The 23,164-nt window shown below is 53.5% G+C and carries 18 protein-coding genes, 1 pseudogene and 1 riboswitch; of the genes and pseudogenes, 14 read left to right on the top strand and 5 right to left on the bottom strand.

The features are described 5' to 3' along the window. Positions 1-75 precede the first annotated feature (75 nt). Positions 76-4,299: a DNA-directed RNA polymerase subunit beta' gene (gene rpoC / locus JGC47_RS15870; protein WP_004154991.1), complete on the top strand. Its 4,224-nt coding sequence runs from the start codon at positions 76-78 to the stop codon at positions 4,297-4,299. Positions 4,300-4,503: 204 nt separating this feature from the next. On the opposite strand, the gene JGC47_RS15865 is transcribed toward rpoC, so the two are convergent. Continuing rightward, positions 4,504-5,103 (bottom strand): pentapeptide repeat-containing protein, encoded by a 600-nt coding sequence (locus JGC47_RS15865; RefSeq protein WP_004154992.1) that lies wholly within the window; start codon positions 5,101-5,103, stop codon positions 4,504-4,506. Positions 5,104-6,027: 924 nt separating this feature from the next. On the opposite strand from JGC47_RS15865, the gene JGC47_RS15860 reads away from it, so the two are divergent. From JGC47_RS15860 to JGC47_RS15830, 7 genes and pseudogenes are all read left to right on the top strand, one after another. Beyond that, entirely contained in the window at positions 6,028-6,582 is a 555-nt protein-coding gene (locus tag JGC47_RS15860; protein ID WP_004154993.1) for a fimbrial protein, read from the top strand. A gap of 11 nt (positions 6,583-6,593) precedes the next feature. Continuing rightward, positions 6,594-9,041 (top strand): F4 (K88) fimbrial usher FaeD, encoded by a 2,448-nt coding sequence (gene faeD, locus JGC47_RS15855; protein ID WP_004154994.1) that lies wholly within the window; start codon positions 6,594-6,596, stop codon positions 9,039-9,041. Beyond that, positions 9,034-9,804, top strand: coding sequence for a fimbria/pilus periplasmic chaperone (locus JGC47_RS15850; RefSeq protein WP_004154995.1), 771 nt, complete (start codon positions 9,034-9,036; stop codon positions 9,802-9,804). The genes faeD and JGC47_RS15850 overlap by 8 nt, the downstream gene beginning before the upstream one ends. 11 nt (positions 9,805-9,815) lie before the next feature. Then, complete coding sequence (locus JGC47_RS15845; protein ID WP_004154996.1) at positions 9,816-10,331, top strand: DUF5462 family protein; 516 nt, start codon at positions 9,816-9,818, stop codon at positions 10,329-10,331. Positions 10,332-10,530: 199 nt separating this feature from the next. Beyond that, positions 10,531-11,307 carry a F4 family fimbrial subunit gene (locus JGC47_RS15840; protein WP_013035767.1) on the top strand — a complete coding sequence of 259 codons (777 nt, stop codon included), beginning with the start codon at positions 10,531-10,533 and terminating at the stop codon, positions 11,305-11,307. Between the two features lie 234 nt (positions 11,308-11,541). Continuing rightward, complete coding sequence (locus JGC47_RS15835) at positions 11,542-12,330, top strand: F4 family fimbrial subunit (protein ID WP_004155000.1); 789 nt, start codon at positions 11,542-11,544, stop codon at positions 12,328-12,330. A gap of 24 nt (positions 12,331-12,354) precedes the next feature. Beyond that, a pseudogene (locus JGC47_RS15830) lies at positions 12,355-13,115 on the top strand (F4 family fimbrial subunit). 143 nt (positions 13,116-13,258) lie between these two features. Here the strand turns inward: JGC47_RS15830 and JGC47_RS15825 are convergent. The 4 genes from JGC47_RS15825 to JGC47_RS15810 form a co-directional block, all read right to left on the bottom strand. Then, positions 13,259-14,200, bottom strand: coding sequence for an omptin family outer membrane protease (locus JGC47_RS15825; RefSeq protein WP_004161755.1), 942 nt, complete (start codon positions 14,198-14,200; stop codon positions 13,259-13,261). Between the two features lie 775 nt (positions 14,201-14,975). Continuing rightward, on the bottom strand, positions 14,976-15,620 hold the full coding sequence (thiE, locus tag JGC47_RS15820) for a thiamine phosphate synthase (protein WP_004155006.1): 645 nt from the start codon (positions 15,618-15,620) through the stop codon (positions 14,976-14,978). Beyond that, on the bottom strand, positions 15,617-17,551 hold the full coding sequence (thiC, locus tag JGC47_RS15815; protein WP_004155007.1) for a phosphomethylpyrimidine synthase ThiC: 1,935 nt from the start codon (positions 17,549-17,551) through the stop codon (positions 15,617-15,619). The genes thiE and thiC overlap by 4 nt, the downstream gene beginning before the upstream one ends. 89 nt (positions 17,552-17,640) lie before the next feature. Beyond that, a riboswitch (TPP riboswitch) is annotated at positions 17,641-17,741 on the bottom strand. Between the two features lie 127 nt (positions 17,742-17,868). Then, a complete protein-coding gene (locus JGC47_RS15810; RefSeq protein ID WP_004155008.1) occupies positions 17,869-18,375 on the bottom strand; it encodes an Rsd/AlgQ family anti-sigma factor in 507 nt (168 codons plus the stop codon). 70 nt (positions 18,376-18,445) lie between these two features. Here JGC47_RS15810 and nudC point away from each other — a divergent pair, with 70 nt between their 5' ends. The 6 genes from nudC to JGC47_RS15780 all read left to right on the top strand — a co-directional run bounded on the left by nudC (position 18,446) and on the right by JGC47_RS15780 (position 23,115). Next, complete coding sequence (gene nudC / locus JGC47_RS15805; protein ID WP_004155009.1) at positions 18,446-19,228, top strand: NAD(+) diphosphatase; 783 nt, start codon at positions 18,446-18,448, stop codon at positions 19,226-19,228. A gap of 198 nt (positions 19,229-19,426) precedes the next feature. Then, positions 19,427-20,494, top strand: a complete 1,068-nt coding sequence (gene hemE, locus JGC47_RS15800) for a uroporphyrinogen decarboxylase (RefSeq protein ID WP_013035768.1) — start codon at positions 19,427-19,429, stop codon at positions 20,492-20,494. Positions 20,495-20,528: 34 nt separating this feature from the next. Further along, the gene (gene nfi / locus JGC47_RS15795) at positions 20,529-21,194 is read left to right on the top strand and encodes a deoxyribonuclease V (protein ID WP_004155014.1); all 666 of its coding nucleotides are present in this window, start codon (positions 20,529-20,531) and stop codon (positions 21,192-21,194) included. A gap of 67 nt (positions 21,195-21,261) precedes the next feature. Continuing rightward, on the top strand, positions 21,262-21,852 hold the full coding sequence (locus JGC47_RS15790) for a YjaG family protein (RefSeq protein ID WP_004155015.1): 591 nt from the start codon (positions 21,262-21,264) through the stop codon (positions 21,850-21,852). A 188-nt stretch (positions 21,853-22,040) separates the two neighbouring features. Next, positions 22,041-22,313, top strand: coding sequence for a nucleoid-associated protein HU-alpha (hupA, locus tag JGC47_RS15785; RefSeq protein ID WP_002438605.1), 273 nt, complete (start codon positions 22,041-22,043; stop codon positions 22,311-22,313). A 133-nt stretch (positions 22,314-22,446) separates the two neighbouring features. Continuing rightward, on the top strand, positions 22,447-23,115 hold the full coding sequence (locus tag JGC47_RS15780) for a DUF1481 domain-containing protein (protein ID WP_004155016.1): 669 nt from the start codon (positions 22,447-22,449) through the stop codon (positions 23,113-23,115). The last annotated feature ends 49 nt before the right edge of the window (positions 23,116-23,164 follow it).

The following is a 23,164-nucleotide window of genomic DNA, read 5'->3' as shown; positions in this document are numbered from 1 at the left end:
CTGCTGTACTGGTTACAGGGCGCCCGGGTCACTCCGGGCGTCTCTGAGAAGTCTCACTCCGACGGGAGCTAATCCGTGAAAGACTTACTTAAGTTTCTGAAAGCGCAAACTAAGACCGAAGAGTTTGATGCGATCAAGATCGCTCTGGCCTCGCCAGATATGATCCGTTCATGGTCTTTTGGTGAAGTTAAAAAGCCGGAAACCATTAACTACCGTACGTTCAAACCTGAACGTGACGGCCTTTTCTGTGCGCGTATTTTCGGGCCGGTAAAAGACTATGAGTGCCTGTGCGGTAAGTACAAGCGCCTGAAGCATCGCGGTGTGATCTGTGAGAAGTGTGGCGTTGAAGTCACGCAGACTAAAGTTCGCCGTGAGCGCATGGGTCACATTGAACTGGCCTCGCCAACCGCGCACATCTGGTTCCTGAAATCGCTGCCTTCGCGCATCGGTTTGCTGCTGGATATGCCACTGCGTGACATCGAACGCGTCCTGTACTTCGAGTCTTACGTGGTGATTGAAGGCGGCATGACCAACCTTGAAAAGCGCCAGATCCTGACTGAAGAGCAGTATCTTGACGCGCTGGAAGAGTTTGGTGACGAATTCGACGCTAAAATGGGTGCGGAAGCGATCCAGGCCCTGTTGAAAAACATGGACCTGGAACAAGAGTGTGAAACTCTGCGTGAAGAGTTGAACGAAACCAACTCCGAAACCAAGCGTAAAAAGCTGACCAAGCGTATCAAGCTGCTGGAAGCGTTTGTCCAGTCTGGCAACAAGCCAGAGTGGATGATCCTGACCGTGCTGCCGGTACTGCCACCGGATCTGCGTCCGCTGGTGCCGCTGGACGGCGGTCGTTTCGCCACCTCAGATCTGAACGATCTGTATCGTCGCGTTATCAACCGTAACAACCGTCTGAAACGCCTGCTGGATCTGGCTGCGCCGGATATCATCGTACGTAACGAAAAACGTATGCTGCAGGAAGCGGTCGATGCGCTGCTGGATAACGGCCGTCGCGGCCGTGCGATCACCGGTTCTAACAAACGTCCGCTGAAATCTTTGGCCGATATGATCAAAGGTAAACAGGGGCGTTTCCGTCAGAACCTGCTGGGTAAACGTGTCGACTATTCCGGTCGTTCGGTTATCACCGTAGGTCCATACCTGCGTCTGCATCAGTGCGGGCTGCCGAAGAAAATGGCGCTGGAGCTGTTCAAACCGTTTATCTACGGCAAGCTGGAACTGCGTGGTCTTGCTACCACCATCAAAGCCGCCAAGAAAATGGTTGAGCGCGAAGAATCCGTCGTCTGGGATATCCTGGATGAAGTGATCCGCGAGCATCCGGTATTGCTGAACCGTGCACCCACCCTGCACCGTTTGGGGATCCAGGCGTTCGAACCGGTACTGATCGAAGGTAAAGCTATCCAGCTGCACCCGCTGGTTTGTGCGGCCTATAACGCCGACTTTGATGGCGACCAGATGGCCGTTCACGTACCGCTGACGCTGGAAGCCCAGCTGGAAGCGCGTGCGCTGATGATGTCTACCAACAACATCCTGTCTCCGGCGAACGGTGAACCGATCATCGTTCCTTCTCAGGACGTTGTACTGGGTCTTTACTACATGACCCGCGACTGCGTTAACGCCAAAGGCGAAGGCATGGTGCTGACCGGGCCGAAAGAAGCGGAACGCGTTTACCGCGCCGGCCTCGCCTCGCTGCACGCTCGCGTTAAGGTGCGTATCACCGAACACGAGAAAAATGAGCATGATGAATGGGTTGCTAAAACCAGCATCGTCGACACCACCATTGGCCGCGCAATCCTGTGGATGATCGTGCCAAAAGGGCTGCCTTACTCTATCGTCAACCAGGCGCTGGGTAAGAAAGCTATTTCTAAGATGCTGAACACCTGTTACCGCATCCTGGGACTGAAGCCGACCGTTATCTTTGCTGACCAGACGATGTACACCGGTTTTGCCTATGCGGCACGCTCGGGTGCGTCTGTGGGTATCGACGACATGGTTATCCCAGAGAAGAAAGTGGAAATCATCACCGAAGCGGAAGCGGAAGTGGCTGAAATCCAGCAGCAGTTCCAGTCTGGTCTGGTTACCGCTGGCGAACGCTATAACAAAGTGATCGATATCTGGGCTGCGGCCAACGAACGCGTTGCTAAAGCAATGATGGAAAACCTCTCTACCGAAGTCGTGATTAACCGCGACGGCGTGGAAGAGCGTCAGGTTTCCTTCAACAGCATCTTTATGATGGCTGACTCCGGTGCGCGTGGCTCTGCGGCGCAGATCCGTCAGCTGGCCGGTATGCGTGGCCTGATGGCGAAACCAGATGGCTCGATCATCGAAACGCCAATCACCGCCAACTTCCGTGAAGGTCTGAACGTACTCCAGTACTTCATCTCCACGCACGGCGCGCGTAAAGGTTTGGCAGATACCGCACTGAAAACAGCTAACTCCGGTTATCTGACTCGTCGTCTGGTTGACGTCGCGCAGGACCTGGTGGTGACTGAAGATGACTGTGGTACGCACGAAGGCATCATGATGACTCCGGTTATCGAAGGCGGCGACGTGAAAGAGCCGCTGCGTGAGCGTGTACTGGGTCGTGTGACCGCAGAAGACGTGCTCAAGCCGGGTACTGCTGACATCCTGCTGCCACGCAACACCCTGCTGCACGAACAGCAGTGTGACCTGTTGGAAGAGCACTCTGTTGACAGCCTGAAAGTGCGCTCGGTGGTCAGTTGCGAAACGGACTTCGGCGTGTGCGCGCACTGCTACGGTCGTGATCTGGCGCGTGGCCACATCATCAACAAAGGTGAGGCCATCGGCGTTATCGCAGCACAGTCCATCGGTGAGCCGGGTACACAGCTGACGATGCGTACCTTCCACATCGGTGGTGCGGCATCGCGTGCGGCAGCTGAATCCAGCATTCAGGTGAAGAACAAAGGTACGCTGAAGCTGATCAACGCCAAGTCGGTGACCAACTCCGCAGGTAAGCTGGTTGTTACTTCACGTAACACCGAGCTGAAAATGATCGATGAATTTGGTCGTACCAAAGAGAGCTACAAAGTTCCTTATGGTTCTACCATGGCGAAAGGTGACGGCGAGCAGGTTGCAGCGGGCGAAACCGTCGCAAACTGGGATCCACACACCATGCCGGTTATCACCGAAGTGAGCGGTTTCATTCGCTTCACCGACATGATTGATGGCCAGACCATTACCCGCCAGACGGATGACCTGACCGGTTTGTCTTCTCTGGTGATTCTGGACAGTGCGGAACGTACTGCCGGTGGTAAAGATCTGCGTCCGGCGCTGAAAATCGTTGATGCTAACGGCAATGACGTGATGATCCCAGGATCGGATATGCCTGCTCAGTACTTCCTGCCGGGTAAAGCGATTGTCCAGCTGGAAGACGGCATCAAGATCAGCTCGGGTGATACCCTGGCGCGTGTTCCACAGGAATCCGGCGGTACCAAGGATATTACCGGTGGTCTGCCACGCGTTGCCGACCTGTTCGAAGCCCGTCGTCCGAAAGAGCCGGCAATTCTGGCTGAGATCAGCGGCATCATTTCCTTCGGTAAAGAAACCAAAGGGAAACGTCGTCTGGTGATCACCCCGATCGACGGTAGCGATCCGTACGAAGAGATGATCCCGAAATGGCGTCAGCTGAACGTGTTCGAAGGTGAACGCGTAGAGCGTGGTGACGTGGTTTCCGATGGCCCGGAATCGCCACATGACATTCTGCGTCTGCGCGGCGTGCATGCGGTGACGCGTTATATCACTAACGAAGTGCAGGAAGTTTACCGCCTGCAGGGCGTTAAGATTAACGATAAGCACATCGAAGTTATCGTGCGCCAGATGCTGCGTAAAGCAACCATCGAAAGCGCGGGAAGCTCTGACTTCCTCGACGGTGAGCAGGTTGAATTCTCTCGCGTTAAGATCTCTAACCGCGATCTGGAATCCAATGGCAAAATCGCTGCGACCTTCGTGCGCGATCTGCTGGGTATCACCAAGGCTTCTCTGGCAACCGAGTCGTTTATCTCTGCGGCCTCGTTCCAGGAAACCACGCGCGTGCTGACCGAAGCAGCCGTTGCGGGCAAACGCGACGAACTGCGCGGCCTGAAAGAGAACGTTATCGTGGGCCGTCTGATCCCAGCCGGTACCGGTTACGCTTATCATCAGGATCGTATGCGCCGTAAAGCAGCGGGTGAAGCACCAGTGGTTCCGCAGGTCACCGCGGATGAAGCTTCTGCCAGCCTCGCCGAGTTGCTGAACGCCGGTCTCGGTGGTCGTGACGACGAGTAATCGCTCACTGCGTTAATCAGCGAGTTGGGCCTGAGTTCGGTGCTTCACCGGACTCAGGCTTTTTTTTTCTGCTTTATGATGTCTCATAACGTTAGCCATGCACTGATACCACTTTGGGCATATCCGTTTTCTTGCCCCACGACTGAATCTCCTCGCCGACGCAAAACCACCACTGGTGCCAGGTCGCGCCAATGCCATCACATATCAATCAACCAGTTCAATACCCAGGCTTTCCAATAATGTTACGGCTTCCTGACGCGAAAATTTAGCGCGTGCGACTGTGTTATTCAGCACGTCGATACGATAGTCCCAGGAGTCGGTGAAATCCGCTGCGCTCAGGTCAGTATGATTGAAAAGGCTCCCGTACAGGTCGCACTCCGTCATCTCAGCACCTGCCAGATCACATTCCCTGAAATCAACTTCATGCAGTTTACACTCCTCCATTTTCATGCCCGGTAGCTTCAGACCGAAAAAAGATGCATGCGACAAAATACTTTTGTTGAAATGCAAGCCGGGGTCGAGGTTGAAAGCCGGCCAGTATGCCTGCGTCCAGTCTACGCCACTTAGCTTGCACTCGTGGAAACTGACATGGTTAAAGCGCGATGCCGGTATTTCCATCAGGCTCAGATTGCAATGACGAAAGTCGCAGTCGATAAATTTACAGCGGGAAAACTGAGCGGCAGTGAAGTTGCAATGTTCAAATTCACATTCTTCGAAGAGGGTATTCTCAATACCGCATGAGGACAGATCAAGCCTGGCATAGGCTTGCGTAAAATATTCCCTATTACTCATCAATTGCGTCATATTGAGCCTTATTCACACCTGAAACATGGCCTGGAGTAAGCCATAAATTAACGATGAGCCAGTGTAGTGTAATTTGCATGTTTTCACTAATTGCAGATAATACGCTTAAGCATACATTAACAGTATTTGATAATACTCTCCCCGTACGTTATTGACCAACGTCGGGCGACTGCCGATTATCACTCTCCTCACCAAGAGTAGTGAGTCGCACTACCGCAATGTTCTCTTTGAAATATTGCCATTTCTACTAATCCATACTTAAATTTCGATATATTAACCTTGTTATTTATTTATTTTAACTTTCGTATCTCATTTTTTTAATATTTACATGTTTCATTGATCAGTTTTTATGTCTTTTTATTTAGTGAATTTTCATATAGCATTCTTGTGATTTAAGAAAACCTCTCATTCACCGAAATGGCATTAGCAATGTGATTTTTAAAATAGGTGATATTTAATTTTCAGATGTTCTGAAATCTGTCCTGGATAGCGATATGACGTATTTAAATGCGGAGTGATGGAGTCAGTCTGCGTTATTCGAATTATGTGATGATTATATTCTAAGAAAGCTGTCAAGATCCGGGTAATCAATTTGGCGGCCGAAAAGGGTCTTCGAAATCGTAAAAAATAGCGCTTGATAGATTTTTATCTGCCTTGCAGTGAAGTCGGGTCAATTATTACTTTTAAGGGTGTGTTTTATTATTCCAGTAATGATCTGCCACGGTAGATCATATCAGGGAGGGATTAACCGGTGTTATTGGAACCAACAAAGGATGTCAGTGAACATCATGGGTTAAATAAGGGCTATTTGTGAACAAGTCCCGGGCGTCTTGATGTATTAACCAGACGATCTCAAAATTTTCCCATATTACATCAATCGCCGCTAATCACCGGAATGCAATATTCAGATGTTCTGGGTGGGATATGAAAAAAGTAATCAACTTTATTTTCCTGCTGCTGGCAGGTGCGGGTGAAGCTTGCGCTATTGCACCGGGTACGATGGTACAACGCACGCTATTTAGCGCTGATGTTGTGTCTTCTGCCTGTCATGTGGTTGTCGAAGCCGTGGGTGGCGGAGGCAGCCGCCTGATATTTGATAACTACCGCAAATCCATTGCGGCTGCCGTGCCGCCGCGGGATTTTATCGTGCGACTGTTTGAACCTGGTGCCACCGTACAGGGTTGCTCTGCATTTCTGGCCGGTCAGATAGCCACGATGGACTTTGGCAACCCGGGGCAGCTAGACGCCGGAGGCGTGGTAACCCGCGGTGCCGGGGACGGGATTCGGGTGGAGGTTCGGGCTTTGGATGCCCAGGCTGATTTTCGTGGGCGGCTGACGCAGGAAAACCACAGCGTAAATTATCCGGTGGATTTCGCTGCGAAGGGCCAACTTCGTTTCCGCGCACAATCCGTTATTCCGCATGGAGTTAAGGCTGGAGAATACAGCGGAGCCCTCTCCTTTGTGGTCATTTATCAATAAGGGATTCAGGGATGACGCCTAAGGTGAAGAGGTATGTGCTATTTGACGAAGCTTTCTGCCGTGCTGGCCTGACTCTTGCCATCGCAACGGCCATGGGGTTTGGTGCGGCTCGTGCCGGAGATAAGCTGGACATGTCCTTTATTCAGGGCGGAGCTGGCATTGACAGGGAAAGCTGGGCTGCATTGAATGGGACTTATGCTCCCGGGCGTTATCTGGTGGATGTCTCGTTGAACAGTAAGGATGTTGGTAAGCAGATTCTGAACGTTACGCCGCATGAAACCGAGGCACTGTGCCTTACGCAAAGCTGGCTTGAAAAATCCGGCATATACCTTAGTCGTGAATACTTTCGTGAGGGGTACGACGGGAGCCGACAGTGTTATGTCCTGTCGAAAGCGCCATCAGTGAAGGTGGATTTTGATGTTTCCACCCAAAGCCTGGCGCTGGCTATACCGCAGAGGGGGCTGATAAAAATGCCGGAAAGCGTGGAATGGGACTATGGGACTTCAGCGTTTCGGGTCAACTACAACGCTAACGCCAATACCGGGCGAAACAACATGTCTGCGTTCGGTTCGGCAGACCTTAAGGCGAATATCGGTCGCTGGGTAGTGAACTCGACGGCCACGGCCAGCGGTGGGAAAGGTGGAGGTAATGAGACCTCTCTGGACATGTTCACAGCCACCCGATCTATCCGCTCGCTCCGTGCAGATCTGGCCGTTGGCAAAACCCAAACCGGCAACAGCCTGCTGGGCAGTGCAGGGACATATGGGATGTCTCTGTCACGAAACAATAGCATGGTGCCGGGCAACCCTGGATACGTCCCGGTTTTTTCGGGAAGTGCAAACGGGCCATCTCGCGTCACTCTGTCCCAGAACGGACGCATATTGTACTCGGAGATGGTACCGGCGGGGCCGTTCTCCATCGCCGATGTCCCGTTGTACAACAGTGGAGACGTCACCATGAAGGTGACAGGCGAGAACGGTAAAACACAGGAACAGGTATTTCCTCTGTCAGTGATCGGTGGGCAGCTTAGCCCGGGACAGCACCAGTTCAGCATTGCTGCCGGGTTACCCGACAACGACAGTGACATGGAAGGAGGGGTGTTTGCCGCGTCCTATGGTTACGGTTTTAACGGTCTTACCCTGCAGGCTGGTGGTGTGTTCAATCAGCACTGGCTGGGAGGCAGTGTCGGTGCCGTGGTGGGGCTGGGGTATCTCGGAGCCGTTTCTGCGCAAGGGGCATACATGGCGGCGAAATACCAAAAACAGCCGAACCGCAGTGGCAATAAAGTCCAGCTGGCCTGGACAAAGCAGCTGGCAATGACCAACACCGGGCTGCGGCTGAGCTGGTCCAGGCAACATGAAGCCTTTGAGACGATGTCTTCTTTTACCCCGTCGAATAACCCGACAGGGCTGTGGCAGAACGATAATAAGGGCCGCCGCATCAAGGACGAGTTCAACGGCGGTATCAGTCAACCGATTGGCGGGCTGTTTAGCCTGTCGATGTCGGGCTGGCAAAGGAGCTATTACCCGCAAAGTGCTCGTTATGGCTATGCGGCGGATAATGGTCAGGAGACGGGAGCCACCGGTACGCTCAGTACCCAGATCAAAGGGGCAAGCCTGAACATCGGTACTTCAGGCTCCAGGAATTCACAGGGTGAGAACAACTGGGCGCTGTCTGCTTCGATCTCCGTGCCGTTTACGCTGTTGGAGCGTAAATACAGCAGCAGCACGTCGATCAACAGCAGCAGAGGAGGCGGACTGGGAATAAATAGCGGCGTCTCTGGATCATTGAGCGACAGCTTTAGCTACGGCCTGGGGGGCGGTCGCGACGGTGACGGCGGAACCAGCAGTTACCTGAATGCATCGTTTGCGGGTGAGCGAGCATGGATGAGTGGGGCGCTGAATCAATCCACGTCAGGAGGAACCAGCGGGTCGGTATCAGCCAGTGGTTCTATGATGGGGATGCCGGCGGCCGGGGGGATCCTGCTCAGTCGCACCACCGGTGACACGGTGGCAGTGGTAAACGTGAAAGATACGCCTGGCGTGAAGGTCAGTTCCGGTTATGGCGAAACGGATAGCGACGGCAACCTGGTCGTTGCGGTGAACAGCTATGACGTGAACACGGTGACCGTGGAGGCCGGCAGCCTGCCGTTGAATACAGAATTGACCACAACCAGTCATAGGGTGGTGCCGTCGGACAAGGCGGTAATATGGATGCCTTTTGAAGCATTAAAAGTGCGCCGCTACCTGCTACAGGTGAAACAGAAGGACGGGGCGTTCGTCGCGGGCGGCACCTGGGCACGCGACGATAAAAACACGCCGCTGGGCTTTATCGCTAACCACGGTGTACTGCTGATTAACACGGTTGACGTGCCCGGTGATATCACGCTTGGGCAGTGCCGAATACCGGCAGCGAAGCTGCAAGAGACAGAAAAGTTACAGGAGATAACGTGTGAATAAGGTTGGCACAGTAAAACAGCTTTTCGGCAATAAACGGATAAAAGCATTGGGATTGACGCTGGCATTGGCGTTGACGATCCAGAGCCCGCAGGCATCGTTGGCAACAGATCAGACGCGTTACATCTTTCGTGGAGACAAAGATAGCCTGTCCATTACGGTAACCAACAACGACAGGCAGCGAACGTTCGGAGGGCAGGCCTGGTTAGATAATATCGTTGAGAAAGATACACGCCCAACGTTTGTGGCTACGCCGTCGTTTTTTAAGGTGAAACCAAACGGTCAGCAGTCGCTACGGATCATCATGGCATCGGACCATTTGCCGCAGGACAAAGAGTCCGTCTACTGGCTGAACCTGCAGGATATTCCACCGGCGCTGGGCGGCAGTGGCATTGCCATTGCACTGCGCACCAAGCTGAAACTCTTTTATCGTCCTAAAGCCCTGCTGGAAGGCCGTAAAGGGGCGGAAGAAGGCATCAGCCTGCGGTCTCAGTCAGGCGGTAAAACAATACTGGTCAATACCACGCCATACATCTATGCCATCGGCAGCCTGCAGGATAAGTCGGGTAAGACGTTGGATGTGAGCAACGATACGGCCCAGAAGCTGCTGATGTTTATGCCGGGAGACGAGGTGGCGGTGAGCGGGAATGTAGTGAAGGTGGATTCGCTGAATGATTACGGTGAGCGGCAATCCTGGACAATTAACCAGAAACAGCCAGTCAATGCGGTCGGGCCAACGGAAGAAAAGCCCGCCGGGGGAACATGAGGAGTGGATGAATGAAAGACAAGGTAATCCAATTCATGCTGACGGTGCTGGTGGTGCTGACCATAGCCCCGTCACCGCTGCTGGCCAGCCGCGATAAAGAAAAGGTGATGTACCTCGGCGTGTTGAATGGCCAGGTGCAGGGCAACAGTGTGGTAAAGGTCACGCGCACGCTGCCGGATCCCGTGCTGTTCCGGGCGGAGCCGCCAGATACGCTGCCGCACAGCCTGATTGTCCGCAGTGCTGTAGGTCGGCCGGCGTCTGGCGGTACGGCCTGGGTAACCGTTAAGCAGGTACAGCCTGAAAGCGGGCAGGAGGCGCGGATCACGCTGAAGACCCTGCTAATGGTTGATGGTCAAAAAGTACCGCTGATCTTTACACCGCAGGGAGTTGATATGGTGATAACACTGCCAACGGCGGAGAAAAATGTGGAACTAAGGACAGATTCTCCGGCCGAGCTGGAGGTCCCGGCGAATTATCGGGGCAATGTGCAGTTAGCACTGCAGGTGGAGGGCGAACAGGCATCTTGAAAAATAGCAGCAGGATCAAATACCCAGAGTAAAAGGATTTGCCGTTATTTATCGGGTATAACGCACAGTCATTTCTAATGTTTTGAATAAATCAATGCTGTAATGAATGAAAACTGCAGGGGATGACTTTGCGGTAAGTCCGGTAAGACTCGCCAGAGGAATATTGACTTTTTAAGGATATCAAAAAGGAATGACCGTAATGAAAAAGACACTAATTACACTGGCGCTGGTAGCAACAGCCGCTTCCGGCTCGGCCATGGCGTGGACTGCAAGCGGTACCGGCGGTAATGTTGAACTGGGTGGTTCACTGAATCCTTTTGACAGCGAGACCCCCTGGGAAGTGAAGGTGGGAGATGCGATGACCGCTTTGGATGCGCAGGTTCAGAAAGGTCAGACCAAGGTCGATATTAAGGTTAATAACCCAATCCCGGTTCTGGGTATTCGTACTAAGGAGAAAAATGCATTTGCGGGAAACTCAGGTTATTGCCCACAAATTAACTTCGGTGACGCATTTGAAATTGAAGATTTTATTCAAGGAAAATTCACACTGACTCTGCCCGTCAAAGGGATGGACGACGCTAAGATAGGGACCATGACAGCGCCATTCGCTGTGGCTGGCATTATGTCCTTCAAATCCTCTGGCACCGGTGGTGCTACCGGGATGTATGCCGCCGACGTTGGGGATGGATTCTTCGGCGGTTTGCCACTCGCTAATTATAATCATGATCCCATTGGTAAGATGAAGATTGCGCTGGGTTTAATGCCTGACATTGCAAATAACTTTGACAAGCAAGGCTATGAATTAAGTGGCATGGACAAGGTCAGTTTTAAGTATCCAAGTACCTTGTACAGTGGTTTTTATGCTTCCGGAATTGAAACGGGTCAGACAATCAATATTTCTCTGGACTCCCCTGCATCAGCCGATATTCCGGTTCGCTGGAAAGCCTCTATGCCAGTTACTGTGACCTATATTTAATTTTGTTGTGGGTTATGTAACTCTATATTAGTCAGCCTTCTCTGTTGAAGTAAGAATTATCTTTCTGCGGGAAGAGAGTTCGAATATATAAGCCCGGCGTCTTGGTTTCTGGTTGTCTCCCTTTCTTGTTGGGTGGCCGAAATATACCACGGTCGGGCTTAAGCTATTTTTTATTGTGAGTTGTTTATCTCTTTCTTTTGTGATCGATAACAATAAATAAAGCGAGAAAATATAATGAGCAACAGAAAATATTTCATTTCTGCTTTATCCATTATAGCGCTTTCTTATTCACTACTGTCCCGTTCAGAGATCCTCGACGGTGGTGAAATTCAGTTTCAGGGTTTTGTTACTGACCAGGCTCCTAAATGGACCTGGCAGGTGGCGTCGCCTGAACAGAACTGGGCGGTGGACACTGCCGATGCCCGCCACGAGAACGGCCAGCTTGTTTTGGACCTGCATGATAAAAGTTCGCTGCCATTTCTCGAAGGTCATCTGCATGAGGTGGCGGAGCGCGGTGGCCCTGGATTAACGCCTGTTATTACCTTCAGCAGTGGTGGTCAGCCTTTTCTGGTTGCTGGGGGGGGCAGCACCAGGCCACAACAATTCCGGGCTTCTGTTCCCGTGCGCGACCCGGATACTGGTAACACGGTAGGGCAACTCTTTTTCACCCTTGACCAGGGAATGGCAGTGAGTGGCGGCTACCAGAAAGAGAGCATCATGCTGCCAGCGGGTATGTCACTGGTCAGTGGGGAAAGCGTGACGGCTGTTCAGACGGCGACTTTACCCCAGGGAGTAATGAACCGTCTTCCTGCCCTGTTATTAATGAACAGTGGGTTTGCTCACGGAATGAATGTCGTCAGCAGTGGTCAGGTTATCAGCCAGAGCGTTTTGGCTGATGCGCGGGTGGTCGATTTGGCCGCTGCCTATGCTTCGGCCATATCAGGCCTGGAGTTGCGTCTGCCGGCCGAAGGCACACCGGCACGGTGGCATGCCGGGCTGAATGTGACCGTAACGGTGCAGTAATCGCGGAACAGGGAGAGAAACAGAATGAAGAGGCTAACGTATTTATTGCTAACTGCCAGTCTGTTGCCGGCGGCTGCCCTGGCCTGGAGCACTCCCGGGCAAAATTTTAGCGGCGAACTGAATCTGAGGGGAGTCGTGACCAGTACCCGCAATCCCTGGGAGTGGCAGCTAAGCGAAGGAGCGGAAAACCTCGATGCGAAGTCGTCAGCTTCCCGGGGGATGAACGGGTGATTACGGTCGCCATTCCGGCGCTGAAAATATTACTGGGTAAGACGACCAGGAGCACGCCAGCAGGGCGGGAAGGGTTAGTGCCGCGGGTGACATTTGGACGGGGAGTGGAAGGATTTTCTCTGACCTGGAAGGATCCGGGGATGGCACAGGTGATCCTGCCCGTGACGGGGGAGGGAATTCTTCAGGCTGGCACCTTCAGTTTCCGCATGACGGCGGCAGCACTGCTGCGTCATGCTATCAGCGGACAGGCGGTGGTTGCCGGAGTCTATGACGACCTGGCGGGAAATGGGCTGCCGGAGCAGGTATGGGTAGCGGACCCGGAGCAGACGGGACGGCTGCTATCGACAATGTTTGCCGGTGAAGGTCCTGCATGGCTTCAGGACGCGGCGGCCAGTAGTACCACCGGACTGAGTCAGTTTGCGAATGCGGAACTTCGTCAGATTGAGGGCGTGTACGGCGCGCAAGTGGTGGCGGGAAGTGGCGAGCTGCGGTTCAAAGGAGCGCTTCCCCGGCGCTGGCACGTGTCACTGCCGGTCAGTATTGAGTATCAGTAGGGATATCCGCCAAAGCGTGGCTGCCTGAGCATACCCTATGCCTTATTCCGATCTGACGCCCTTAAGATAACTTAAGGCGGGGGCGAATTGGGGCAGGTATAGGTAAAAAAATAAAAGCCGGATCAACCGTCCGGCTAACTGATTCAGAAAGCGTATTTCAGGCCAACCGAGATCATATAGTTGTTATTCTCAATTCCGCTAACGTTTGCAAAGGTTTCTTCGGTGCCGTCGGTGTGATTGTTGACAGACATATTACCTTTTTTATTTGTTGTGCGGCTCCAGATACTATCCAGGTAAATTTTAGCCTTGGGCGTCACGTAATAACCAGCGTCTGCTGCGAGAGAGTAGAATTTCTGGTTTGCCGTGTTCGCCTTAAAGGTGGTATTTGTCAGGTAGTGTTCGTCATTGTCAGATGCACTTACCCATCCACTGAATTTAAAGGTGCCGCCGAATTCGAAACGCTCATAGCGGTAGCGACCTGTCAGACCCATATAGGGTATTTTAAAACGTTGCCTGTAGCCGATGACCGTAGTGCCCGCCGGGAAAGCGCCAATTTCACGTATGCTTGAGTCCTCACCAGGATAGTTGTAAAAGCCGCCGTTAGATTTAAAGCTGTAGCGGTTTTCCTGATAACCCCCCATGACGCCGAGGCGATAATCAGGTTCGTTTAACAACCACTGTTTGATGTTGAGATCGAACTCGTTCGCGTAGTTCAGCCGTGTGGCAGGATGTTTACTTTGTGCGGTCCACCTGCGCGAGCTTTCGTCCAGCCAGTCGGTATCATCCATATAACCGCCACGGCTGGCGATGGTTGTCCAGGCTGAAGCGCCGAGCGATAGCCACGGTATGAAATCCCAATAAAGAGCACCTTTAACGATTGCTGCATTACTGTATTTCCAGTTGAGCTGGCTGACCTTGTCGGCAGATACAGGATGGTAAACACGCTCCTTCGTTTTGCCGCTTAAAGTTCCTGCAGCCATTTCACCGCTTACTTTACCATGAGTAAAAGAATCGGTTACGGTATCGGCTATGGCCGCAAAGGCCAGCGGCGAGGAAAGAGCTAAAGCTAAAAGTTTGAAGCGCATAACCTTTATATCCTTATTATTGAATGGTTAGTTAATCTGCTCGTTAATATCATTGTAATAATACAGTCAGTCAACGTTTAATCGATGGGTGTTTATATATGGTTCGGGGTTTAATAAAGAGCAGGAATGAGTTAATGAGGGCGTGGCCTTTTAAACGCCGGCTATCCACTGGCTGTTTTTATTTAAAGCGACTGAATGATGTTTTTCAGGTCATTGAAGTGGCAATGTAATAAAAATAATGAGAAGTTTCGTAATTAATCGATGGCTGATTTGCAAGAGCACAAGATATGGATCATTTGAAAATAATCACGTGCTGGCAAATTCTTGCTGGCCAAAATTGATATTGCCAGATTTAAAAAAGTTAGAGAGATCCTAAACAGACTCATTCACTTAATCGCATTATCTCTGATTTCTTTAGGCTCTCTGCAAACTGTTTATTTTCAGAAAGTGATTTCTTTGAAGATTTGACTGACATTCTGCCCGTTCGGCTAGTGAACAGCGACCGGTCAGGCAATGCTGTCAGGCTCCGCGCTGGTGGCAGGCCCCGGTACTGAGAAATGGGGAAGGCAGGGCCAGCATAAAGGAAAAATGACTGACCCTGGCCGGCGGCGTCATTGTCACCGGCAGCATCACTATATAAGCCTCACGCTGGATGGAAAGTGCGCAGCAGCGGGGCTGCGCAATGCGTTCAAAACTTTATTTCGGTGTTACCTTAAATGACATAGATCTGTGCCATCCATTCCAGATATCGTCTGCGATAATTCAGACTGCATGGTCAGGCTCTTGGCGGGCGCTGCGTTTCTGCCAGCGCCAGCAGCTGACGCGTTGCGGCCTGCCAGTCGCTGGCCTGGGTGATGGCGCTCACCACGGCAATACTGCCCACGCCGGTGGCCAGAACAGCTGGCGCACGCTCAAGGCTGATGCCGCCAATCGCCACGGTAGATATGCCCGGCAGCCGCTTTATATAGCGCGACAGCGCCTCCAGCCCCTGTGGCGCGGAAGGCATATCCTTGGTGCGGGTAGGAAATACGTGGCCCAGTGCAATATAAGAAGGTTTTTCAGCCAGTGCGCGATCCAACTCGTCATCATCATGGGTTGACAGCCCCAAACGCAGTCCGGCAGCGTAAATGCTGTCCAGATCGGCGATATTGAGATCCTCCTGCCCCAGGTGTACGCCGTATGCCTGATGCTTTACGGCCAGCCGCCAGTAGTCGTTAATAAACAGCCGTGCCTGATAGCGCTTACCGAGGGCAATCGCCCCGGCGACCTGTGTTTCAACTTCCTGTTCCGTCCGGTCTTTAATGCGTAACTGAATGGTGCGTACGCCAGCCTCCAGCAGACGGGCGATCCACTGCACGTTATCAACCACCGGATAAAGCCCCAGCCGTGCTGCGGTTGCTGGAAATGCTCCACGGCTCATACTTTTTCCTCCGGCGTCGGGCTATCGGCGCGGTGATAAAGCTCGCCTCCCCGGCTGCGGAATTCCCGTGACATCTGTGCCATACCCATCTCGACAGGCTTTGCCTCCGCTTCCTGTCGTGCGGCGTATTCCCGCACTTCCTGAGTGATTTTCATGGAACAGAACTTCGGTCCGCACATCGAACAAAAGTGCGCCACCTTGCCCGATTCCTGCGGCAGAGTTTCATCGTGGTAGGCGCGGGCGGTATGCGGATCGAGGGCGAGATTAAACTGATCTTCCCAACGGAATTCGAAGCGTGCTTTTGACATGGCGTTGTCGCGGATCTGTGCGCCGGGATGGCCTTTGGCCAGGTCGGCGGCATGGGCCGCAATTTTATAGGTAATCAGTCCCTGTTTGACATCCTCCTTGTTCGGCAAGCCAAGATGCTCTTTGGGTGTGACGTAGCACAGCATGGCGCAGCCAAACCAGCCAATCATTGCGGCGCCAATCCCGGAGGTGAAATGGTCGTATCCCGGAGCGATATCGGTGGTCAGCGGGCCAAGCGTGTAGAATGGCGCTTCGTGGCAGTGTTCCAGCTGTTGCGTCATATTAGTGCGGATCATCTGCATTGGCACATGGCCAGGCCCTTCAATCATCACCTGCACGTCGTATTCCCAGGCGATTTTAGTCAGTTCACCCAGCGTGCGCAGCTCGGCGAACTGGGCCTCATCATTGGCGTCCTGAATCGAGCCGGGGCGCAGGCCATCGCCGAGCGACAGCGAAACGTCATAAGCGGCGCAGATTTCGCAGATTTCGCGAAAGTGCAGATAGAGAAAACTCTCCTGATGATGTGACAGGCACCATTTCGCCATAATCGAGCCGCCGCGCGAAACAATGCCGGTCAGACGTTTGGCGGTCATCGGCACATAGCGCAGCAGTACGCCGGCATGGATGGTGAAGTAGTCAACGCCCTGTTCAGCCTGTTCCAGCAGGGTATCGCGGAAGATTTCCCAGTTGAGGTCTTCCGCCACGCCGTTCACTTTTTCCAGCGCCTGATAGATCGGCACAGTACCAATGGGAACCGGGCTGTTGCGCAGGATCCACTCGCGGGTTTCATGGATATAACGCCCGGTGGACAGGTCCATCACCGTATCTGCGCCCCAGCGCGCTGACCACACCAGCTTTTCCACCTCTTCTTCGATAGAGGAGCTGACCGCCGAGTTGCCGATATTGGCGTTGATTTTCACCAGGAAATGACGGCCAATAATCATCGGTTCGGATTCCGGGTGGTTAATATTGGCGGGAATAATGGCGCGCCCGGCGGCAACTTCCTGACGGACAAATTCAGGGGTAATATTTTCCGGCAGGCTGGCACCAAAGCTGTTACCCGGATGCTGTTGTAACAGCACCTCAGCGCGAATACGCTCGCGCCCCATATTTTCACGGATGGCAATAAATTCCATTTCCGGGGTGATCACCCCAAGACGCGCGTAGTGCATCTGGGTCACACAGCGGCCGGCACGGGCGCGGCGAGGACAGGGCAAATTGTCGAAACGCAGATGATCCAGTCCTTCATCGGCCAGGCGTTGCTGGGTATAGGCGGAACTCAGTTCGGCGATCTGTTCTGTGTCATCGCGTTTAACGATCCAGTCAGCACGCAGTTTGGCCAGCCCGGCATAAACATCAATGCTCGCCTCCGGGTCGCCATAGGGACCGGCAGTATCATAGACCGGCACCGGTTCATTGCCGACAAGCGTTGGGTTATCTTTGCTGCCGCCTGTTACGGTGGGGCTAAGCTGGATCTCACGCATCGGCACGCGAATATCGGGCTGCGATCCGGTCAACCAGATGCGCTTTGAGTTGGGAAAGGCACTGCCCTGCAACGACTCAATAAACTGCTGCGCCTGGGCGCGCTGTTCGCGGCGGGTGGGTTTTTTTTCAACGATAGACATAGCAACTTCCTGATAGTAGGACGGAAATTGGCTTGCCTGGAGGCGGGAGTAATGACAACGATGGTGAGAAAAGGATACGACATCGTCATCACTGATTTACTCTTGTTCCCTTCGCAGGTACTAACCTGATCAGGTTCCGCGGATCCCGAATGAACGGTCTCAGCCCCTAAGGGCACTCCGACAAGATAATGACTGATTTTCCGACGGCTAAGCCAGAAATTCAGTCTGGAAAATTCGGTGAGGAAATCTCACCTTAATCCCGGTCAGCATAAAGGGGCTTGCAGGAAACTACAAGAAATTCACATTCTGTTCGCGCGTCAGGCGGGACGGGCGAGGGAGAGATCATTGGCTGCACTCTGTAACCCGGCATTTTTTTTTAGTGCCAGCTGAATAAATCTGTCTTCCAGCGTGAAACGCGCTTCAAGCGCTTCGCCTACCACGGAAAGTGCATGCTGGAAGTTGTGGTCGTTATCATGGTCGATAGCGGCCTCGAAATGCGTGTCGTACAGCTGCATAATTTGCGCAGTATTTTCCTGTAAAGAAGGATAAATCAGCGCCGCTTTAGCCAGCAATTCGGTTCCTTCCAGCTCCTTGATAAAGCGCTCGTAAATGGTGAAGTGACCGTTGGAAAGGTAATCAACCAGATTCTGGCAGAAAGCATCAAGGGCATTTTCATCAAGCGTAGTCAGCGATTCCTTGTTAGGCTTTATGCCGACCATCTGATAATACGCAACCAGCAGCTGTCTGCGGGCATGCAGACAAAAGTCTACCAGCTCACTGCATCCGCCAAAGCGGGCGGTGATGACTTCTAACTGGTTAAGCATGTATAGCTCCGGGATATAATTTTAACCCTGGCCTCAATTCAGTCTCTAAACTGAGGACGATGAGTAAATTATGGTACGTGAAATTCTAAGCATAGACGAAGGCTGGTGGGTTGTCAGCGAGGAACATAAAATTTGGCTACCAGGAGGTGAATTGCCGCATGGCAATGCCGCCTCGCTGGGCCTGACAGGATTGTCAGGATCGCACATTGGCGAGTGGCAAGGGGAAGCGGTGTGGTTGATCCGGGGTTCGCGCCCGGTGGAGATGGGATCGTTACGCCAGCTGCTCGGTCAGGATAGCGGCCTGTTTCAGCTGGCCGGGCGCGGCATTCAGCTGGCAGAGTTCTTCCGCTCCCACCAATGGTGCGGCTACTGCGGCCATAAAATGCACAGCAGCAAAACGGAATGGGCCTGTTTATGCCATCATTGCCGCCAGCGCTACTATCCACAGATTGCTCCTTGCATTATCGTCGCCATTCGACGCGGACCGGAGATCCTGCTGGCGCAGCATAACCGCCAGCGTAACGGGGTTTATACCGTGCTGGCGGGTTTTGTCGAAGTGGGAGAAACCCTGGAGCAGACGGTAGCACGCGAAGTGATGGAGGAGAGCAGCATCCAGGTCAAAAACCTGCGTTATGTCACCTCCCAACCCTGGCCTTTTCCGCAGTCGCTGATGGTGGCGTTTATGGCTGATTATGCTGGCGGGGAAATCAAAATTGATAAGAAAGAGCTATTGGATGCAGGCTGGTATCGTTACGACGCATTACCGCGATTGCCCCCTGCCGGTACGGTGGCACGCCGCCTTATCGAAGACACGGTGGCACGGTGTCGTGCCGACGAAGGATCACCGCGGTGAATCGCCGGATTAACCCAGTGGATTTTTGCCAGCCGTACCTCCTGTGGCAGATGCGGCCGGCCGGGGGAAATCAGCGGTGCGGGGATGGTCAGTCAGCGCATCGTGTCGTCCCGGAGAAAGGTATTTTTTTGAGCGCCGAATCACCGCAAATTGCAATGAATGTTACACTACGGGCCTGATTGGAGAGAGAGTCCTGTGATGAGTGAACTGAAGAACGATCGTTATCTGCGCGCCCTGCTGCGCCAGCCAGTTGATGTTACCCCGGTGTGGATGATGCGCCAGGCCGGGCGGTACTTGCCAGAATACAAAGCTACCCGCGCCGTTGCCGGTGACTTTATGTCGCTGTGCAAAAATGCTGAACTGGCCTGTGAAGTCACGCTGCAGCCGCTGCGGCGTTACGCGCTGGATGCGGCGATCCTGTTCTCCGATATTCTGACCATTCCTGATGCGATGGGCCTGGGACTCTATTTTGAAACGGGCGAAGGCCCGCGTTTTTCCTCCCCCGTGACCTGCCGTGCCGATGTCGAAAAGCTGCCGATCCCCGATCCCGAGCAGGAGCTGGGCTACGTGATGAACGCGGTGCGCACCATCCGTAAAAACCTTAACGGCGAAGTGCCGCTGATTGGCTTCTCCGGCAGCCCGTGGACGCTGGCAACCTATATGGTCGAAGGCGGCAGCAGCAAGGCGTTTACCCGGCTGAAAAAGATGATGTACGCGGAGCCGCAAACCCTGCACCTGATGCTGGATAAGCTGGCGGACAGCGTCACGCTGTACCTTAACGCGCAGATCCGCGCCGGAGCGCAGTCGGTGATGATTTTTGATACCTGGGGTGGGGTACTGACCGGGCGTGATTACCTGGAATTTTCGCTCAACTATATGCATAAAATTGTCGACGGGCTGCTGCGCGAAAACGACGGGCGTCGTGTGCCGGTCACGCTGTTTACCAAAGGTGGCGGACAGTGGCTGGAAGCGATGGCCGCCACCGGCTGTGATGCGCTGGGTCTTGACTGGACCACCGATATGGCTGATGCCCGCCGTCGCGTTGGCGACCGTGTCGCGCTGCAGGGCAATATGGACCCGTCTATGCTGTACGCTTCTCCTGCACGCATCGAACAGGAAGTCGCGGGCATCCTTGAGGGTTATGGTCATGGCAACGGGCATGTCTTTAACCTCGGCCACGGCATCCATCTGGATGTGCCGCCAGAACACGCGGGCGTATTTGTTGAGGCAGTACACCGGCTCTCGCGCCCTTACCACCTTGGGTAACGCTTGCCGTTAAAAAAGATACGCCGGGGGCTGCATGGATCTTGCTGCATTACGCGACCAGCAGCGGCAGCATGCCGCAGAGATAGTGACTCAGGATGATTTCGACGTTATGCCGCCGCGCTTTATCGGCGGTGCGGACGTCGGGTTTGAACAGAGTGGTGAGGTAACGCGCGCCGCGCTGGTTATTCTTGAGTATCCCTCCTTACAGCTTATCGAACACCAGGTGGCGCGTATTGCCACCACCATGCCCTATATTCCAGGTTTTCTGTCATTCCGTGAAATTCCGGCGCTGGAAGCCGCATGGCAGCAGCTGGCGCAGCGGCCCGATCTGTTACTGGTAGACGGTCATGGTATTGCCCATCCGCGCCGACTTGGCGTTGCCAGCCATTTTGGCCTGTTGGCGGATGTTCCGACCATCGGCGTTGCCAAGAAGCGCTTATGTGGCCAGTTCACGCCGCCCGATGCGGATCCCGGTAGCTGTCAGCCTCTGATGGATACCGACCAGCAGCTGGGATGGGTACTGCGCAGCAAGTCACGCTGCAATCCCCTGTTTATCTCCCCTGGCCATCGGGTGAGTCAGGCAACGGCGCTGGACTGGGTGCAGAAATGCCTGCATGGCTACCGTTTGCCGGAACCGACGCGCTGGGCTGATGCCATCGCCTCGCGGCGTCCGGCTTCCGACACGCTATTACGCGGTTAACCCCCCCGTGCTGCCTCATGGCTTTTCAGGTACACTGCGGCAAGCGCATTCATTCTGAGATCCCGATATGTTACGTAATCCGATTCATCTGCGGCTGGAAAAGCTGGAAAGCTGGCAGCACGTTACTTTTATGGCCTGCCTGTGTGAGCGCATGGCCCCTAATTACCGCGAATTTTGCCAGCAAACGGGATTTGCTGACGGTCAGCTGTATCGCCGTATTCTCGACCTCCTGTGGGAAACGCTGGTGGTGAAAGATGCGAAGGTAAACTTCGACAGTCAGCTGGAGAAGCTGGAGGAGGCGATCCCCTCCGCAGAGGATTACGACCTGTACGGCGTTTACCCGGCGATTGATGCCTGTGTGGCGCTGAGCGAACTGCTGCACTCGCGCCTCAGTGGTGAAACGTTGGCGCACGCCATTGCCGTTAGCGAGACCTCGATCACCACCGTCGCCATGCTGGAGATGACCCAGGCCGGCCGCGAAATGACCGAAGAAGAGCTAAAGGCTAACCCCGCCGTGGAAGAAGAGTGGGACATCCAGTGGGAGATATTCCGCCTGCTCGCGGCCTGCGAAGAGCGGGATGTGGAACTGATCAAAGGACTGCGATCTGACCTGCGAGAATCAGGGATAAGTAATATCGGTATAAATTTTCAGCAGTAAGACCATAAAACGTGACTTCAACTCTGAATTGTAGCGCCTTTGGGCTTCACATTCGCCCCCTGTCTGGTCTACATTTGGGGGGCTGAAAAATGTTGCTATCGGTGCGTGTATGCAGGAGAGTGCCAGAATCTGGTTTTTCCCTCGCACTTGATGCTTAGCAAGCGATAAATACACTGTAAGGATAACTTATGAACAAGACTCAACTGATTGATGTAATTGCGGACAAAGCGGACCTGTCTAAGACCCAGGCTAAAGCTGCACTGGAATCCACCCTGGCAGCGATTACTGAGTCTCTGAAAGAAGGTGATGCAGTACAACTGGTTGGTTTTGGTACTTTTAAAGTTAATCACCGCGCTGAGCGCACTGGCCGCAACCCACAGACTGGCAAAGAAATTAAAATTGCTGCTGCAAACGTGCCGGCATTTGTATCTGGTAAAGCTCTGAAAGACGCTGTTAAGTAATCGTCTGACGGTGACAGGTTTAAACAGGGGGGCGATTTCGCCCCTTTTGTTTAGCCTGTTTTCCTGACGTACGCCCCTCCGGCTTAAGCGATTCCACAGCTAAGTAAGGCGTTGGTTCTGGAATACTTTTATCATGATGCAACTAACCACCTTTATCCAATATAACGCCCTTGCCCTGCTGATGCTGTTAGCAGGCTGCAGCTCGCATTCCAATCTGCCAGACTTCACCGCCAGCGGCTATCTTGCCGATCGCGGTGCCGTACGTATCTGGCGTAAAAACCAGCCGCAGCAGTTGGTACGCCTGATGACCGAGTATACGCCATTCAGGGGGTCAGCCGTGGAAAGCAGCGACTATCTCTGGCAGCAGGGGAAACTGATTTCGATAGAGCGCCGTGTCACCGGGGGACAGCCCGATAATGTGACCCTGCGCTTCGATCGGGATGGCAATGTAAGCTTTATGCAGCGCCAGCTTGCCGGGCGGCGTGAAGCGCTCTCTGCGGATGCGGTTGCGCTATATCAGTTTGATAGCCAGCGTATGCTGAAAGTCAGCGACGATTTGCTGTCAGGCAGGGTTTTACTAAAACAAGGGAAATGGCAGCCGGATGGTACGGTCGTCAGCTGCCAGGGCGGGCGTGTTCGACCTCAACTGGATAGCACGGAGTTAGGCCGTATTGCACGCCAGCAGCGTGACACATCCGGTTCTCCAGACATTGCATGGCTGGAGGCGCCAGCCGGCACGGAACTGCTGATGGTCACCGCTACCGATCTGTGTCAAAGCGAGCCTGAAGAAGACGGCTTCTGAGCATGAAAAAGGGCGAGTAAAGATCGCCCCTGTGTCATACCGTTTAGTG

The organism is Erwinia amylovora (assembly GCF_017161565.1).
Taxonomy (GTDB): Bacteria; Pseudomonadota; Gammaproteobacteria; order Enterobacterales; family Enterobacteriaceae; genus Erwinia; species Erwinia amylovora.
Note: the sequence above shows the minus strand (reverse complement) of the source record. Positions and strands in the feature narration are given on the sequence as shown.